Here is a 17998-nt window from a genome sequence, read left to right as displayed (position 1 = left end):
TTAAGCATGGGGGTATTGGCAGCCCTGAGTCTGATGACAGCATCATCGGCCTGGGCGGCATTATCTGTAGACCAAAGCCGTTACATTTTTGAAGGGGATAAGGACGCGGTATCGATAGTGGTGGAAAACGCCTCCCCGAAAACTTACGGCGGGCAAACGTGGATAGAGAATATCAAAGAAGTCGATACCCGACCGACGTTTGTGGTGACGCCCCCGTTTTTCAAAGTCGCCGGTAACGGCAAGCAAGTGTTGCGGGTGATTAAAGCGTTAGAGCAGATGCCGGAAGATAAAGAATCGATTTACTGGGTGAGTTTACAAGAAATTCCTCCGCTGAATAAAGACGGCGGTTTATCGGTGGCGCTGCGCACCAAGGTGAAACTGCTCTATCGCCCAGCCAGTTTGATGAAAGACCGCAAAGGCGCAGAGTCCGGTCTCTCGGTGAAGACGGTGGACGGGAAAACCGAATTGGTGAACAGCACGCCGTACATTTTTGCCATTGCGGATGTGTTGGGGGAAAACGATACCCCGTTAGCCTTTGACCAGAAGCAACACGAGGCTTTAGCGATGTTTACGCCAGGGGATAGCGTGACGTTACCCAAAGGCACCACGGCGAAAAAAGTGGTGTCGATAGATGATTTGGGGCACTTGGGGACGCACGTGTTAACGGGCAAAACTGCCGTGACATCGGACGCTAAACCCGAGGCGGCATTGCCGGCACCAGCGACCCCTGAGAAAAAATAAACGGAACCCCGTTACCCCTTGTACAGGAAAAGGAGCACACCATGACACAACAGGCGGCGTTATCACACCCAACCCCTCGCGCGAAATATCGCCGGAGAGGGCGAGCTTGGGTGCTGGGGGTGATAATGAGTACGTTAAGTTTTGGTGTGCTCGGTCAGGCAAAGGAAAACCAGCGCGTGGAAGCCCTTGGGGTCGTGAACGGCAATATGACCGCACGTAACACACAAGTGGACATTACGGTGTTTTTGTCAGGGCAACCGCTGTTTCAGGTGACAGAGGCACCAGAAGCTATTGGGGTGTTAACCCTTGAGCAGACACGCTTGGTGTCAAAAGACGGTAACACGTTTCGGGTACAGCAGGAGCTGACACTGTCGGACGGCACGCAAGGTTCGGTGTTGTTACCGGTTCAAGTGCGCGTGAATGGCAAACCTGTCACGGCCTCAGTGACGGAAAGCAGTTTGGGGGTGGTGGTGACGTTACCGTCGCCTGCTCAAACGGTGGACTTGGTGCCTGCGGGGGCGGTGCAGCTGACCGTGCCCGTAGGTTACCGAGGCGACTTAAACACGCAGTGGCGCGTCACGGGTGAGGCGTCATTGTTAACAGAGTGATGATAGTCATCATCGTAAGGTGCTGCCCCTCGTGCGGTGTGAGAGCAACACGGGGGACAGCAAAGGCAGGACGATATCATGCCTAGGGACAGGCTAACACAAAGGAAAGACCATGAAAAAATATAATTTAGGTGTAATGGCCGTGGCATTAGCCGGGGCCTTGACCAGTGTGGGTGCCTTAGGGGCAACCGGTGTGGGGTCAATTAATCATGATATTCGCTTCGGCGGCATCATTGCAGATAACGCCCCAAAATGGGTGTGGAGCTTACCGCAAAACACTGTGCGTATTGACCTAAGAGACGGGGATGGCGTTGTTGATACGGCGTCCAGTACCAAAGTGTGGGACATCATGCAAAACCGTCAACCGTACCGCTTCTTAGAAGGGTATATGGAGCCGACGGTCAATGGCTTAGCGATGTTGGGCCTGAATGCGGACGTAAAATACCTGCAAGATGGCGCTGAAGTGACACCGACCTATGACACCACCACCAATGCCACGTTACTGCCGTTAAAAGCGACGGGGAACAAAGACACCACGCCAGTGGAAGGCCACTTAGCGTTAACCTTGCAGCCGGTGTTACTGCTGGCCCAAGCCGAGAATGACGGTGACACAACCCTTATCGGGAAACCGTTGGCGGGTGTGGGGGTGACGCAAGCGGATGTGAATGCGACACAAGCTTACAACAACGCCATAACGAAGCTAGCGAGCCAGCAAAGTAAAGTGGGCGCGACTAGGATTACTTATGACATGAACACGCCATGGCCGGCAAACACGCTTAATGACGGTACCGAAGTGAAGCTACCGATGATTGGGGGCTATGCCTCAACCATGACGGCTGGGAAATTGAGCTTTCCGCAAGACACCCCTGTCAGTCAATGGGAAAGTGTTATCACGGTCCAGGTCCAGTATAAATAAGGAATAACCACATGAAAAACATCAAAAATCTTATCGCAATCGCGGTGGCAGCGGCAATCATGAGCCCGATGGCAGCGATAGCGAACCTCCCACCGGATAACGTGGGTAACGTGACGTATATGGGTAATATCGTCGCCAATAGCCCAATGTGGCAGTGGACGGTGAATGATTATCCGGGTCCGCGTTTGGATGCCAAGCCGAATGAGGCGACGACAACCGCAGATGGCGTCACCACCTACAAATTAGCCGGACAACCGTTTATCGCCGTGAGTGGTTATTTACCCTCGATGACGGGGATGGTTGGACCTGATACGAACACCATCGGTGTCCGCGATATCACCGAATTCCGCGATGGCAACGGAAGCCCTATCACTGATATCAAATCTTTGGCGGAACCCCAAGCCATGAGTTTTGCCATCAGTGCGGTGTCCACCGATGCAAGCGGAGCACAAGCAGTCGGCAAATTAACATTGAAAGCCACCGAGGTGCGCGGTGGGCAGTACGCAGGAATAAACAACAGCGATGGTCGCAAGGTGTTAGCATCGTATGTAGTGACAACCTCAGGGAAGAAAATACAAACACCGGGCGGGTCGTGTTTTGTCGGGAACGGTGGCCCAGCATTGACGTTCAGCGGAGAAGGAGCCGATATCAAATTCACAAACGGGTCTAAAACAGCTGCCGCAGCGTACTTGAATGCGTTACAACAAGCCGACGTCACCGGCAACATCAAGTTGGCGTCTCTAGACGGGTACACGAATAGCCCGCCGTCGGAATATAACGCCGGTTGCGAGACCCCTACTACAGAGTTCATGTCGTCGGTAACTTCACCTACGGCCCACAGAACGTACCATTACATGGCCGCGGCACACATCGTAGAGTTAACGCCCACAGAATTAGAGTTCAATACCCCTGTGCAAGGTGCTTGGAACGCGACGTTAAATGTGACCGCTTACCAGATGTAGGGTTAATAAATATATTGGCCCCGTACACCGAACTAACTCTCTCAGCAAACACTGGAGAGGACGGTGATGCCGATGTGGGGCCATTCAATACGCATTGAACCCATTGTAACCACCGTACGCGGTATTGCGACACGCGCTCCGCTTGTGCCTTGGCTGTCAAGCGGGACGTTTGCTCATAAAGCTGTCGACACCGAGTTCGGTGGTTTGCTAACGCGCGGGGGGCAACCCCCGTTATTCCATTATGGGTAAGCCAAGCGCCCATCCAATCAAACCCTTTACTCACCCGACCGATAAACGTTTTGTCTGGGTGTTGACGAAAACCGTGTCAACGATCAACGAAAACTGCTCCACTTTTAACTCAAATTCGATCAATCAAAAGTGATCCACTGTTTCATTTAGGTATGGCACCTGAGCGTCGTTTATCTTTCAATCGATAGCTTTCACCACTCAATTGCAATACATGTGAATGGTGGAGTAAACGATCTAACATCGCTGCGGTTAATGTTGCATCATCTGCGAATGCGCTCGGCCATTGTCCAAACGATAAATTACTCGTGAGTATGACGCTACCATACTCATAACGCTTGGCAATAACATTGAAAAATAGATTGGCCTCTTCTCGTCCAAACGGCAGGTAACCTATCTCATCGATAATCAATAACTTCGGTGCCATCACTGAACGTGATAAATAGTGTTTCAGTTTGTTTTGGCGTTTTGCCGTTGAAAGCTGTAACATCAGGTCTGCCGCTGTCGTAAAACGTGTTTTTTTCTTGGCTTCAACGGCTTTCAACCCTAAACCGATCGCAAGATGTGTTTTACCCACTCCACTTGGCCCTAGCAACACAACATTTTCATTCCGTTCAATAAATGTCAGCGCACTTAATTCTTGTATTTGCTGTTTCGGAATACCCGTAGCAAATTTAAAATCAAATGCACTCAGCGCCTTATGGGCTGGAAATCCCGCCATCTGACTCAGCATACTGCGTGTACGTTCATCGCGGTGTTTTTGTTCATTGTTCAATAATGCGAGTAAAAATTCGCCGTAGCTTTTGTTCTGAGCAATAGACTGCTCAGCCAATGATGGCCAAAGCGTTGAAACTGCGCTCAGTTTTAATGAAGCGCACAGGTATTCAATTTGTTCATGCAGTAACATAATTTTCCTCTAACAGCGCATCATAGACTTTGATTGGGTGTTGTAAATTAACGGATCCATGTGGTGGAACGACGGGTATATTCAGGGAAGACCCTGTCGAGATGACATGCTCAACGACTGCCGGTAAAGGGTGAAGAAACTTGACTTCATCAACAAGTCTATCAGCCGGTTTCTCTTGCGTAGTGCCATGACGCCGTTGATGGGCAATGCGCTGTAGCCATGGGCCAATTTTTGCGTTCGCTATTTCAACATCCAACTCAAGGTTCTGAGCCCGAAGTTCCGCCTTAAGTGGCACGATAAAGCTATTTTTTAGGTAATGGTTAAAACGCTCGACTTTGCCTTTCGTTTTGGCCCGATAAGGCAGGCAAGCGGTCAACTTAAAGCCATAATCTTTTGACATCTGAAGCATTTCCACATGCAGTTTATGCTCACCTTCTGCATAGGCGTCTCGCTTGACAATCAGGGTTTTTGCGTTATCACAAAGAACTTGTTGAGGCGCGCCGCCAAAGTAATCGAACGCTTCTTTTAAACCCTGTTGCCAAGCGCTGGCTCGTTCATTATCAAAGAACTTAACGTAACAAGCGCGGGAATAGCTTAATGTCGCCACGAATGCTTTTAACGTCTGTTTACTTCGACGAATAGTGGTGAAATCAATCTGCATCTGCTGGCCGGGAGGCGTTTCAAACCGCACAATAGGTTCAGGCGCGATAATGGGTTTAAACTGGCAAACGAAACGACGCAATTGGGCAATCCCGCCTTGATAGCCTCTTTGACAGAGTTCATCAAACAAGATAGTTGCCGGGATCCAGTCGGGTTTAGCCAGTTGGATACGTTGGATTAAATATGGCTCAAATGGCGCTAATTTGGTCTGTTTGGGTGCACGTCGAGTATACGTTGGCATCTGTTGCTGCTGCAAATGGTGTTTAACAGTATTGCGAGAAATACCCAGTTCACGGGCAATTTTTCGGATGCTTTGACCTTGTATAAAGCGAACATGAATATCCACAAATATCTCCTTGGTAATCATAAATTCCCCGTACAAAAATGTACGGATAATACCAAGTGGCTCAGTTTTCTATGATCGTTAGTGGATCAGTTTTACATGATCAGTGACAACATTGACGGCGTGCTTGATGAGCATTCACCTGATATACGGCAGTGAGGCGTGATACCGTTGTATCTTCAAGCTCAAAGGATTGGTATTCACACGTGATATTCAGGTCACCGCAACCGGTAATGTGAATGAGTTGATGCTGTTCGTTGTAGTGGAAACGTTGCTCGTTACCCACATTATCAACGATATGGCTTAAGCGGCTATGGCCTTGGGCATCAAAAGGGGAGTAATGGTAACGTAGCTCTCCCGCATCCTGAAACGTCCAACTGTCATCATCATGGTGGATTATCCAACCTTGGGCAGCCTCACAAAAGCTACGGTGTCCGTGTGGAATGTCTGGAAATGGGAGGATATCCCCCGATAGATTTTGCCAAACAAAGCCGTCTTCGGTTTTAATCAATTGGGTTTCCCTAAAGAAACTCCAGCCACGACCCAGCACACCGTCATAACAATAACTGCTTAAATAATTGCGTTGCCAATAAAGCGGTAATTCAGATTCATAGGTAAAATCCAGCTCCTCTTCACCGTTTAATACTTTTTGCCCGCCTATCACTTCGACTGGGCGGGTTAAGATGCCAATGGCGGGAATAGCTATACTAAGCCCAGTAAAAATCTTGCCATAACGGCAGAAGAAGCGACCGATTTTGGCACTGCTCGGTAATTTCTCCCACAGCTTTGCCACTGCACCGGGGCCTTTTGCTGTCCCAGCACCAAAGCTTAAAAAGCCGGCGAATAACATCGTGAGGTCAGAGGAGGTGGTGAGCCAAGAGGGGATTTCTGGTTCAATATCTTCGGTTGCTTGTGTACCGCCACCAATTCTGACATCGGGGGAGCCTTCCATCACCGTCGCATCACAGGTGGTCTTATCACCGACCCGAGAAGCGGGAAACCCATTGATATACACCGAGCCAGAGCCTTCTGCCATTTGACGGAGGCTATTTTCTTTGTCACAGTTGACCTGACTCCGCGTGGAGATAGCAGCGGGTTTACCATTAATGCGAACATTGCGTGAGCCGGTTTTGATTTCCCCACTGGGACTTAACGATTTAGACCCCGTTTCAACGCACTTATCCCGCACCCATTCTGCCAGCAGCCCTGTACCATAGCCGACCGCCAGTGAAGCACCAATGGCAAGCACACCGACCCAAATACAGCTTGCAGCAATACCAACGCCCATTAAGACACCGGAAACAACGGCACCGCCAATGGCGATAGCGGCACCTAATACCGTTCCAACGAGCATGCCCCACATCGATTTGGAGTGACCGATGATATCCCCGACTCTGGCGGCTTCTGGCATGGCGATTACCCTCTTGGTTGAAAGCTAAGTAGGAGGGTGTTCATCCATGCCCATTGCTCATCATTAAAGGCGTTCGGCGATGACATTGTAAAAATCAGGGTTTGGGTATCACTGAAAGGGTAAACGGCCTGAATTTGATAGACTTGCTGCTTTTTGTTCGGGCGGTAGCGTGAACTAATAAGGTGGCCGTGAATACCATTCTCACCGAGCACCGAAGGCTTTTCTTCAAGGAGTTGCCAATCTTTCAAGGAACGTTGCAAAAGTTGCTTTTGGCGAGCAACATAGTCATCAAAGGTTTCATCAGCGGGTTTGTCATCCCGAGAAATGTTAACCGCATTGCCAGTGGGGGAAATCAAGATGTTGACAGTTTGTTCTTTGTAGCCCTCAGGCAGGCTGATGCTTCCTTCTGTGAATAAACAACGTTGCTTCATGTACGTAATCCTTTGTTTTTTTATATGGTTTGTTGAAGGGTAAATATTAATGTAATAGTGAAAATTATTAGATTAAAACGAAATTTATAGGCTACTATGTTACATAAATTAAATTATCAACATTATTGAATGGTTGTAAATATAAAATAGTTGTGAGGCTTTATGATTAAGAGCCTATCTCGATAGGTGATACAAACAGTATTTTAAGCAGCTGGTATTAACGTTTAAAGACGATAGATACTGCATCAGCAAACATCAGTTCTCTAAAGTTATTTATTTGTCAACTCCCTATTGAGATAGGTTCTAAATAAAGAAAATAGGATAATTAATGTTGATTATGCATGGAAATCAATGCTGGGACTTATCGAGGCCCAGCTCCAAGCTTTGGATATATTCCATTATTAAAGTATTCTGTTTGATTAAAGCAAAGCAGCTGGTGAAAATCACATACACACTGAAAGTGATCCAGTTTTTCATGTAGAAATTAGTCTTATACGCCAGTATTGCTCTGAGCATAAAGTCATGGATTTATCCTATTACACCCTGTATACCAGCTGTGAACCCTGATGTATGTATCCTGTTTAGTGATGGAATCAACTAGGTCGTATGGTTTATAGCCTTTCTCATAATAAGCTTGCTGAAATAGTAGGTTTTAACAGTATGTTAGGGAGTGATGAAATCTTTGCTAAAAGCCCCTTAGGCCCTAAAGTTGTCAAAGGGAGCTTAAAGGGGCAAGCTGTTTCAAAAGGCAGGTAGTGGGCGCTACCTGCCTAAGTCGCTTCTAGTACTGACTATAGCCTATCGTACGGTAATTCGAACTGTAGTGTTTAGAATATTCTTTAGCTAGGTAATTTAATCGTTCTATTACGGTATTATAGTCATCGCTAAAGGATAAGGCTTCTCGATTTAAACAGTACCGACAGTTCTCAGGGTAGTGAACTAATGGACCAGTATCAATAATAGGGTCTAATTCGAGCTGTAACGCACTGTACCACGCTGTAGTAATCATCGTCCGTAAACTAGGTATATTTAAGTCATAGTCTCCTAGATGATAGTAGGCGTCTTTATTGAAGATTAATGCACAGTGGTAGTGAGGGAGGTATCCATCTACGAGTTCTTTTACCCAGATGTAACGTAAACGGTTAGGGTAAACGCGTATCCCTTGACCTATTTTACGGTGTTGATCGTGTTTAAGCTTTGCATTTAAGGAGTTCATAAAACGGGTGATAGGAGAGCCTTCAGTGTTAGGAAAGCAGTTTGGCATATCCCCATATTCATCCATCATAGGGAAATGGAGATCTACTCGTATCACAGTAATACGAGGGTAGGCTTGTAAGGCACAATCTAAAGTTTCTGCAATCGCACCTTGGTAACCCGGGTTGTATTCTTTTTTAGACATAATGATCCCTTAGAGTCATTTGGAATGACTCTTTCGTATGAATGTTGGTAGTGATAAAGGACAGATAATGTGGTTATCTGATCCCTTATGGTTTATTGAGTATTGTGTTATTCCTGTTTAACAGGCATAGATTTATTAATCTATAGATTAATAATGATGTATTTATTTAGATATTGACCTCTGGCTAAGCTGATATTATTGATATTAGGTTACAGTCAGTATTGGATTATATTGATATCTACGGTGTAAGTTATATTAGTTAGTTATTCAGGTTGTGTTATTAGTAATATATATTACCTTTCCAACATCAATAATATCGATAATACCCCACCAATACTGAATTGGTTGATAAATAATCACTCTGTAGTTAGTGCTATTCGAATAGTCTTTTTTTCCAATATCGTTTCACGGTAGAAAGGCTAATATTAAAATGATTAGCGACTTCTCGTTGTTTATATCCTTTGCACCTCATTTCATAAATAGCTTGTTTATAAACACTTCCTTCGGGGCGTCCTAATATTTTTCCTTGTTGTAATGCAATCGCATGTCGTCTATCGAGTTTCATTTTTTCATAATTATCCTCAATGTTTTTTAATTGATTGAGTATTTCGGCTAAAGGGACATTTAGTGAAAATACATTTTGGCCTAAGTCGTTGAGGAAGAGTAATTTCATCCCCAGAGATTGGCAGCGTTGTATAACATAAGCGATTTGTTGTGTGTTATTCCCCAAATCATGGAGTGTTCTTGTAATTAAGGTATCATCAGGTGTAAATACCCTATCAATATAATACATCAATTGACTTGGTAGCTCATTGACATCCGTTATTGATTGATGTTCTAAAATAATATGTTCTCTTTTTATTGGATGGGTGCCAGCGATATCGTTTAGGCATTGCTCAATCTCTTGTAGACTAAAACTGCTATTTTGAACGATTCTAAAATATGCATAATGGCTCATTTTGTCACCTTAAGGGTCATAAAACGAATTAATGAACGGTTAGATTGGATTTATGATAATCGTATCTGGACTGCTCTCTATTTTTCTATTTACTTGCGTTTTATCTATCACACCAATTAAAACACACTGATTGTTTGAGTGATAAATAGGAATAAAAGCGACATAACTTTCTTTTAATATTATTTGGTTTTTTTTGAATGCTGCCTCTATCCCATGGAAAACAATATCCTTTATCGGGATGTTAATAATTGCGTTAAAATCGAATAGGTAATTTTTGTATTCAGTGTTTCTAATTAATATTGTATTTGAAAACCCACCTGCTTTATGTAATTTATAGTGAACATGCCTGTCTGTATAAATAAAAATGGCCTTTTTAATATATGGTGAATCTATATAGCTATTCAATGTTTCTTGAATGGTTTTCTTTTCCTTTAAACCTATTTTGGGGCTTTTATAAGCATGAGGGTAAGCATGTTTGTCAATAATGATCCCTTTTTCTATTACGTGGGTTTGCCAAATATCCAATAAGTATTCAGGTAGTGAAAATACGGGGGTGTCTCCCCATAATTTTTGTGAGTTTTTTTTAGGATTAAATAGCTGGTTTTCCAATTCATTAACTATCTGTGTATGTTGATTTATTTCATTCAACAGCGGGCAAGCACTCGCTAATATGTTCGCTATTACAGCGGAGCGTGTTAAATTATTTTTATGACAGTATTCATCAATAGCTTTTAGGCTTGATTCATTTTTTATGGTAATAGAAATCCGTTGGGACATGATAATTATCCTTTTCTCTGGGTTATATATATAAATGAAGACAGTCATGGTTGAATCATCAAAATTCAATAAATTAACTGTTTAGTTTTTTATTTTTTTGTGTAATCACAGAAAATAACATGAAGATTTTTAATCTATTCTCCTTATTTGCTATAGTGAATTAAATTAAACTGATTGTCTGTTAAGTAGCCAATCATTTATTTCTGATTCAACCCAGCCAACGGATTGGCGTCCCAAGCGCTTTTGCTTTGGAAAGGTTGGGTCATAGCGTGGCGATTTGGGATTCATCCAGTCGTACAATGTTGAACGTGCTATACCAATACGTTGTAGTACAGCGGGTAAACGCAATATTTTAATATGAGATGTATTCATTGTCGTTAAGTCTCTATAGGTGTGTATGGGATAAGAAATAGCATAATGAAATGTGCTGAGCATAAACATGTAAGGGCCAATCTTTTTTTTTTACAAGCCTACTTTTTGTGAGGGTATTTGGTTAAATGAATGAATTAAAAGATATTTATGATTTTTTGATTGATACGTATAATCAAAAAAGGAAAGATGCGCTGAAGGTTGCTATTGAATGTAAGTGGTTATCTTCATCAGTAAAAAAAGAAATTGCAGATATCCTTTCTGAGGATAGTGAAAAGGTTCAAAAATTTTTTAAGGATTATAAAGGGTATTTTTTTGGTACGGCAAAAGGCGTTGCTAAGGATGTGGTTGAGCTGATAAGACTGAAAGGAACCGTTATGCTGATTACGGCTGGTGGGGGGGGATTAAATGATTATGTTAAGACATTATTTTTATGGGCTGCGATTAATAAATCCTGGGCAGAATTTTGCTGGTCTTTTGATAAAAAGGTATCTGTTGAAGCTTTTTTGGTTTCGATTAGCTATTTAACTCAACTGTATTCAGTTGAACATTATCGAGAGCTTTTGAAGATAGAACGAGAATACCGTTTGAAGAGGATATCTTCATCAAAAAAAGGCGGTAATGTCGTTGCTGAATTAGCGGCGCTTTTTCGAAATGAAGCGATAAGGTTACTTCATCTCGCCAAATCAGATGGTAAGGAATGGAAAAGTAAGAAAAAAGCCGTGGAAGCAATAGAAAATGAGTTGTGGCAATTTATTGAGACTAAAAGAAAAGAAGGGCATAAAACGTTACTAAAACAAGAATCTTTGAATGATGCAGTTTTACGTTGGGCAACATGTCATGATGATCTTCGGTTTGCATTGGAAAATGTTGTAAAAAACAAAAAAACAAGGCGTGATTAGTATTTGATGAAAGAAAGCTAGCTAAATAGATTAGCTAGCTTTCTCGATTTATTTTGATGGCGGTAAAAGATAATCTGCCCAAGCTTGCATCATGGGTCTTCGTTGCTCTAATAAATCAGTGCGGTGGTACGCCGCTTCCACTTTATTTTTAACGGTATGTGCAAGTGCCCGTTCAGCTAAATCCCGCGAATAGCCATGTTCTGAACACCAATCTCGAAAGGTAGAACGAAAACCATGTGCTGTTGCAACGCGACCATTGGTGTCACTGGGGGCTTTGGTTCGCCTAAGAAATGAGGTGACAACCATATCGGAGAGCACAATTTGTTTTCTAGGTGATGGAAAAACTAGTGTGTCATGTACGCCTTTTAGATTGTTCAATAGCGCTAAAGTTTGCTCAGATAATGGCACTCGGTGTTGCAACCCTGATTTCATACGTTCTGCGGGTATTGTCCATACCGCTCGTTTAAAATCAATTTCCTGCCATTGCATCGCTCTAGCCTCGCCAGAACGACAGGCTGTTAACATGATAAATAGCAGTATTGCTCGGGTAACATTGTAACGTTCGGGTTGGTATATATGTGTGCGAATATATAAAGGTAGCATTTTCCAAGGCATCGCAGGTTGATGCTCGGTACGTACATGAGCGCTGATTTGTTGCGGTAATAAATGGTTAACGACATCAGTAGGGTTGGCTGCGCAATAGCCATGAGCCCATCCCCACTGCATAACTGCGTGGATACGTTGTTTTATGCGGGATGCTGTTTCTGAGCGAGTTAGCCAGATAGGGCGTAATGCATCTGCAATATTGGCTGGAGTTATGATATCCAACTTTAATAAACCTATGGTAGGAAATACATATTGTTCCAGTGTAGTGATCCATTGTTTACCGTGTTTTTTATTTTTCCAACCAGGTAGTAACTCTGCATGGAGTTTACGGGCAGCCACCTCAAAAGTAGGGATTGAAGGCTCATCGGAGATTGATTTTTTGAGCTCAAGAGGATCAATGCCTTTAATAATTTGTTCTCGCATTGTTGATGCGATATTTGTAACTTCGGAAATAGATATTTCGGGAAAACTACCTAATCCAGCATTTCTTCGTTTTTGTGTTACAGGACTCATATAACGAAGAACCCACTTACCTCTACCTTTTGTTGATGATGGATGAAGAGTAAGACCGGTAATACCACCATGAGACAATGGTTTATCCCCTGGTTGAATATGTTTTGCTTTAGAATGAGTTAGTACCGCCATGATGAATCGATCCTCAAAGTTGGGTATGCCATTTGGTATGCCATTTATGTTAAGTTTTGAATGGAGTTGATTATATGTGTTTGGAAGTGATGTTTGAATAAGTAATTGAAAATAAAGTATAATTTGGATTTATTTGTACTGGGTTGGAATTGTTTTAGGCAGACGTCCGTTCCGCCACTTATAGCAAGCCCCGTGATGAAAATCACGGGGTTTTTGTTTTTTTACGACAAAGTAATTTCGAACTCTATTTTCTCCCTATCGTTACCAAGTTCACTCTGCTATAGCGATCCTTCAAGATTTTTTGTTTATTATGCGCTAGCAAGTTCTATTTTAAGTTTTGATATAGAGTATAACCTGCCACTGCACCCGCTACATCATAAGCAAAATCATGCCAACTCCAGCCAGTACCTGCTGGTCGGCTATCATAAAGTTCTTTCGAAGCACCTAGCGAAATCGAAAATAACATACCGAATTGTGCTGCTTGCCGATGTTGCATGTTCTGTTTATCCGCATACGCATTACCAGCGGCAGCCATTGCAGCAGAAAAAGCAAAGTGCTGAGCCTTATCTTTTCCTTTCCAATTATCATTTGACCAATGGAAGCCTGAACAGCCTGTCATGACTATTAACGAGCAACTTAAAGCTAATGTTTTATAAGAGAAATTTGACATGTATCTTGAGCCTCTACAGCAACTGATAAGTTAGAGTTCGTTAGATAATAAAAAGCGCCACATGAGCGGCGCTTTAGAGAGTCAATAATTAAAGTATTCGACTAATGAGACGATCAACTCGGATACGTCGCAATCGACGGATCAGTTTTTTTACTTTAACAGGGTAGGTTTGAATGCTATCTAGCTCGCGATAGTGATGAACAACTTTGGTATGGACTCGAATACAATCGAGTTCATGTTGGCGTTGTTCTTGGAGTTGCTGTTTTGGATCGTGGATCAATACCGCATTTTCCAAGTCTAATCCCCAAGCTCGTGGATTCAGGTTATTACCTGTAATCAGCTGCCATTGATTATCAACCCACATTCCTTTCAGGTGATAAGTGTTGTCACCATCTTTCCATAAACGAACTGTCAGTTGTTCACTATCAATAAAGCGCTGCAAACGGCTAACAAACTTACGTAAGTTTATTTCATAGAGATAAGGTAAAGCGCCAATAATTTTAAAAGGTTCTTCAGGTGGAATATAGAAGTCGTTAGCAGTTTTATCACCAATAATGATTTCAACTTTTTTTCCATCACGCATTAACTTACTGATAATTCTCACCAAAACGGCAGGTAAATTAAAATACGGCGTACAGATAGTGAGCTTTTCAGCTGTTGAGCTCATCAAGTGGGTGATAGTACGATTTAATTCGTTCTTTTTACCTAGGCCAACAAATGGAGTAACGGCGAGCTCATCATTAGAAGCATTACCTGCAAATTGGTAATTAACGCCTCTTAATGACAAACGAAATTGTTTGATTAACCCTTTAAATTCCGCTGTTTTTGGCCTATCAGGCGTATTGAGTAGATGAATAGCATCCGATGATAAAAGAGAATCATCAATGAATTTTTTCATCGTCGCTGTGAGCTGACTATTTTTGATGAGATGATATCTATCATAGCGGTATTTTTCATGACGATGCAGATAGACATCATTGATGCTTGCTCCGCTATATAGAAGCGTTTCATCAAATAAGAAACCTTTTAAGTGCAGTACCCCTAAAGCTTCACGTGTGTTTACGGGGATCCCGAAAACAGGGATCTCAACATCAGGGTATTGCTGAGAAACTTCATAATACCAATCGGCATTCGTCAGATTAGCAGCTGCGCCAATTCGGCCGCGCTGAGCTCGGTGCCAATCAACTAGAATTTTAATATCTAGATTAGGATTTGCTTGTTTAGCGGCATACAGAGCATGAAGGATGTCTTTACCCGCATCATCTTTTTCTAAATACAGAGCCGTAATGTAGACTGTATTTTTAGCTTGCGAGATCTGTTCAAGCAGAGCACCACGAAAATCTTCTGTCTTATAGAGCGTTTTAACATCATCAACCGACTGAGACAATTTAGGCATGTTTGCCAAGTGTTGTTGATGTTTTGCTTGTTTTAATTTTGACAACATCACAGTGTGAATTTTCTCTTGTTAGTCTAATAGCAAATCGCTTTATACAAATATTTAAGCGAATGATCTGTCGATGATATCATATTTACACCATTCATTAGGAATAAATTGACCATTGGTTTATTTACTATACAGATTACGGTTTATTCCTAACGCTAATTATAGATGCAGGGTGAGATTTACGACACCATCCTCGAATTGAACATCAATTTGGAACCCTAATTTTTTTGCCAAGCTGATCATATTACGGTTTTCCGGCATGGTGATCGCTGTCAGTTTTTTAATGCCATGCGCACGGGTGTAGTTGAGTAGCTTTTGCATTAATTGATAACCGAGCGTCTGTCCTTTCATATCTGAGCGAACTAGAACGGCAAACTCAGCTTCCTGGTTATCAGGATCCGCCATTGCACGAGTTACACCAATAATTTCAGGTTGTGTATCACTATTTTTAATAGCGACAAACGCCATTTCTCGGTCGTAATCGATTTGCGTCATATTCGCGAGATCATCATGAGTGAATTCACTGATTTCACTGAAATAACGGTAATAAAGATCTTCTTTAGTGACTTGTTCAATAAAGGATTTTAAAAGTGGTTCATCTTCAGGAAGAATGGGCCTTAACAAGCAAGTTAGGTCATCTTTTAGGTTAATGGTCTCTTCGAGTTCATTAGGGTAAGGACGAATGGCAAGCCGAGTATTTGAATTGTCATTCGCTGGGTTCAATGTCATTGAAACATCAAGCAATGTAAATTCATCACCAGCGGCAAGTAGTGGATGTATATCTAATCGGCTGATGTTAGGACAATCAATGATTAAGTTAGAGACACGAACTAATAAGCTGGCTAGCCCTGGAATATCTAATGGTTCTAGAGCACTACGGGCTTTAATTTTATGTCCTTTGATTGCATTAATGACCAAATAACGTGCTAGCGCTAAATTTAGTGGGGGAAGGGCTACGGCTGCCTGGCTCTCTTGTTGCCACTCTACGCCCCCTTCGCCAAGCATGATCAATAAACCAAAAACAGGATCAAGCTCAACAGCAATTCGCAGCTCCTGAGCGCCAGCGCGATTCGCCATGCTTTGTACTAATAAGCCTTCAATCCGTGCTTGTGGGTAATTGGTCGAGACCCGCTCAATGATGGCATTGGCGGCTTCTGCAACTTCTTTGGCATTTCTTAAATAGAGCATAACGCCCTGAACTTCTGATTTATGCACAATATCAGGAGAACGTAATTTTAGTGCGACGGGATAGCCAATCTTTTCTGCAATTTCAACGGCCTGTTCGCTGGAATGAGCAATCCATGTTGGTAAACTGTTTAAGCCATAAGCTTTTAAGATTGGTTGAACTTCATGGGTATCTAGATGCAGCTTGTTATTTTCAATGGCTTGCATGATACAGGTATGCGCTTGTTGAGTATTTGCAGTTATTCCGACAGGAAGCGCAGGGGTTTCTTTTAATTGTTTTTGGTTACGGCGATATTCCACCATATGCATATAGGCGGTGATGGCACCTTCAGGTGTTCGGTAAGTTGGGATCCCAGCTTCGCTGAAGAGCCTTCTCGCTTCTTGAGATGAATATTCCCCGCACCAGTTTGTGAGGATGGTTAACCATTTACCTCGAGGATGCTGCTTAATGGTTTTGATCACTTTTTCTGCCATGGACTTACTCTGTGTTATGGCGCTTGGTGTGTGGATCAAAAGTAACGCATCATGATCGTGGCTATCGAGCATTTTGTTTAATACGTTGAGATATCTATCCACGGTAGCATCGTCGCCGAGGTCAATCGGGTTTTGGGTAGATAAATCTAATGGCAATAGGGAGCTCAGTTCGTTTTCAGTTTCTACACTGAGTTTTGCTAGCTTGCCATTACGTAGCAGTAACTCATCGAGCGCCATTGCGGCAGGTGCTGAGCCATTGCTCATAATCGATAAACGTTCACCTCGTAGCGGAGTCATATAACTTAGTGTCTCCACCGCAGAGAACATTTCGTGAGTATCTTGGACTCGAAGTAAACCTGCCCGTTGAATCGCTGCATCATAAGCGGCATCTAAACTCGGCTTTTCACCGAGAAGCTCTTGCGCTTTGCGTGTTCGTCCGCTCTTGATAACGAGGATCGGTTTGTTACGCGATGCACTACGGGAAGATGATAAAAAGCGTCTTGCATCACTAATATTTTCTAAATAAAGCAAGATGGCACTGGTTTTACTGTCTCGTGCAAGATAGTCCAGTAGGTCATCAATATCGATATCAATGCTATCGCCAAGGGCAATAAAATAGGAAAAGCCGATATCGCGATGGCGCGCCCAATCTAAGACTGTATTTGAGACTGCGGCAGATTGTGAAATAAATGCCAGTTTGCCTTTCAAAATGGGGATTGGGGAAAAGCTGGCATTTAGCCCTTGCCATGGTGCAAAGAAGCCTAAACTGTTCGGACCCAATAAACGAATTTGGTATTGTTGAGCCACCTTTTTCAGTTCATTAAATTGAATCGAAGGGGACGATAAGATAATGACGACATTACAGCCAGCCTCCCCAAGCTGCCGGAGACATTCAACATTACGAGAATAGTGAGTGCAGATCACTGCAAGATCAGGCTTGAGTGGGAGTTTATCAATAGAGGGATAAGCAAGGACGCCAAGAATGGAGCTCCTATTCGGGTTAACGGGCAGAATAGGGCCTTTGAAACCGCTGCTGAGTAAGTTTTTCATCATCACTGATCCTGCTCGGCTAGGATCTTCTGAAGCGCCCACAACAACGATAGATTTTGGTCTAAACAATGACTCTAGCTGACTCACTAACCCCATGGCGGTAAACCTTTTTGTGGTGAGCGAAAACCCGCTCAATTGATTTTGAGTTCGTAAGCAACGCTATACGATACAGCAATACTATGTCGTATATTGTGCCGTATATTGTGGGAAGCGCCAGTTTATCGAGGGAATTTTATTAAATATTACAAGCACCCTCACGTTTTGCTGTGAAGGTGATTTTCAAAATAGAAATTG

Annotated in this window: 18 protein-coding genes; 6 read left to right on the top strand and 12 right to left on the bottom strand. The window is 43.0% G+C overall.

Annotated features, from left to right (window positions below):
- The first annotated feature begins 33 nt into the window (after positions 1-33).
- The 5 genes from GKR48_RS15690 (at position 34) to GKR48_RS18240 (ending at position 3476) form a co-directional block, all read left to right on the top strand.
- A complete protein-coding gene (locus GKR48_RS15690; RefSeq protein ID WP_230088696.1) occupies positions 34-741 on the top strand; it encodes a fimbria/pilus periplasmic chaperone in 708 nt (235 codons plus the stop codon).
- A gap of 125 nt (positions 742-866) precedes the next feature.
- Entirely contained in the window at positions 867-1349 is a 483-nt protein-coding gene (locus GKR48_RS15685; protein WP_147441381.1) for a DUF5462 family protein, read from the top strand.
- Between the two features lie 112 nt (positions 1350-1461).
- Positions 1462-2265 carry a hypothetical protein gene (locus GKR48_RS15680; protein ID WP_154628739.1) on the top strand — a complete coding sequence of 268 codons (804 nt, stop codon included), beginning with the start codon at positions 1462-1464 and terminating at the stop codon, positions 2263-2265.
- Positions 2266-2276: 11 nt separating this feature from the next.
- Complete coding sequence (locus GKR48_RS15675) at positions 2277-3227, top strand: hypothetical protein (RefSeq protein WP_154628738.1); 951 nt, start codon at positions 2277-2279, stop codon at positions 3225-3227.
- A 63-nt stretch (positions 3228-3290) separates the two neighbouring features.
- A complete protein-coding gene (locus GKR48_RS18240) occupies positions 3291-3476 on the top strand; it encodes a hypothetical protein (protein WP_154628737.1) in 186 nt (61 codons plus the stop codon).
- Positions 3477-3618: 142 nt separating this feature from the next.
- Here the strand turns inward: GKR48_RS18240 and istB are convergent, their stop codons facing one another.
- From istB to GKR48_RS15625, 8 genes are all read right to left on the bottom strand, one after another.
- A complete protein-coding gene (gene istB, locus GKR48_RS15665; protein ID WP_024198699.1) occupies positions 3619-4383 on the bottom strand; it encodes an IS21-like element helper ATPase IstB in 765 nt (254 codons plus the stop codon).
- A complete protein-coding gene (gene istA / locus GKR48_RS15660; RefSeq protein WP_154628736.1) occupies positions 4367-5407 on the bottom strand; it encodes an IS21 family transposase in 1041 nt (346 codons plus the stop codon). The genes istB and istA overlap by 17 nt, the downstream gene beginning before the upstream one ends.
- A gap of 79 nt (positions 5408-5486) precedes the next feature.
- Positions 5487-6794, bottom strand: a complete 1308-nt coding sequence (locus tag GKR48_RS15655) for a PAAR domain-containing protein (protein WP_230088695.1) — start codon at positions 6792-6794, stop codon at positions 5487-5489.
- 5 nt (positions 6795-6799) lie between these two features.
- Complete coding sequence (locus GKR48_RS15650; RefSeq protein ID WP_004927193.1) at positions 6800-7225, bottom strand: DcrB-related protein; 426 nt, start codon at positions 7223-7225, stop codon at positions 6800-6802.
- 781 nt (positions 7226-8006) lie between these two features.
- Positions 8007-8624 (bottom strand): inovirus Gp2 family protein, encoded by a 618-nt coding sequence (locus GKR48_RS15640; RefSeq protein WP_154628735.1) that lies wholly within the window; start codon positions 8622-8624, stop codon positions 8007-8009.
- 373 nt (positions 8625-8997) lie between these two features.
- Entirely contained in the window at positions 8998-9582 is a 585-nt protein-coding gene (locus tag GKR48_RS15635) for a helix-turn-helix domain-containing protein (RefSeq protein WP_154628734.1), read from the bottom strand.
- 39 nt (positions 9583-9621) lie between these two features.
- Positions 9622-10359, bottom strand: coding sequence for a hypothetical protein (locus tag GKR48_RS15630; RefSeq protein ID WP_154628733.1), 738 nt, complete (start codon positions 10357-10359; stop codon positions 9622-9624).
- 165 nt (positions 10360-10524) lie between these two features.
- Entirely contained in the window at positions 10525-10731 is a 207-nt protein-coding gene (locus GKR48_RS15625; RefSeq protein ID WP_076914474.1) for a helix-turn-helix transcriptional regulator, read from the bottom strand.
- A gap of 125 nt (positions 10732-10856) precedes the next feature.
- On the opposite strand from GKR48_RS15625, the gene GKR48_RS15620 reads away from it, so the two are divergent.
- The gene (locus tag GKR48_RS15620; protein WP_154628732.1) at positions 10857-11630 is read left to right on the top strand and encodes a hypothetical protein; all 774 of its coding nucleotides are present in this window, start codon (positions 10857-10859) and stop codon (positions 11628-11630) included.
- 48 nt (positions 11631-11678) lie between these two features.
- On the opposite strand, the gene GKR48_RS15615 is transcribed toward GKR48_RS15620, so the two are convergent.
- From GKR48_RS15615 to GKR48_RS15600, 4 genes are all read right to left on the bottom strand, one after another.
- On the bottom strand, positions 11679-12881 hold the full coding sequence (locus GKR48_RS15615; protein WP_076914472.1) for a tyrosine-type recombinase/integrase: 1203 nt from the start codon (positions 12879-12881) through the stop codon (positions 11679-11681).
- Between the two features lie 325 nt (positions 12882-13206).
- Positions 13207-13551 (bottom strand): YfiM family lipoprotein, encoded by a 345-nt coding sequence (locus GKR48_RS15610; protein ID WP_154628731.1) that lies wholly within the window; start codon positions 13549-13551, stop codon positions 13207-13209.
- 88 nt (positions 13552-13639) lie between these two features.
- Positions 13640-14995, bottom strand: coding sequence for a CDP-diacylglycerol--serine O-phosphatidyltransferase (gene pssA / locus GKR48_RS15605; RefSeq protein ID WP_154628730.1), 1356 nt, complete (start codon positions 14993-14995; stop codon positions 13640-13642).
- Between the two features lie 159 nt (positions 14996-15154).
- Positions 15155-17800 (bottom strand): bifunctional acetate--CoA ligase family protein/GNAT family N-acetyltransferase, encoded by a 2646-nt coding sequence (locus GKR48_RS15600; RefSeq protein ID WP_154628729.1) that lies wholly within the window; start codon positions 17798-17800, stop codon positions 15155-15157.
- Positions 17801-17998 lie beyond the last annotated feature (198 nt).

The sequence above is a fragment of the Providencia sp. wls1943 genome (genome assembly GCF_009706275.1).
In the GTDB taxonomy this organism is placed as follows: Bacteria; Pseudomonadota; Gammaproteobacteria; order Enterobacterales; family Enterobacteriaceae; genus Providencia; species Providencia zhijiangensis.
This window is presented reverse-complemented; position numbering and strand designations above follow the sequence as displayed.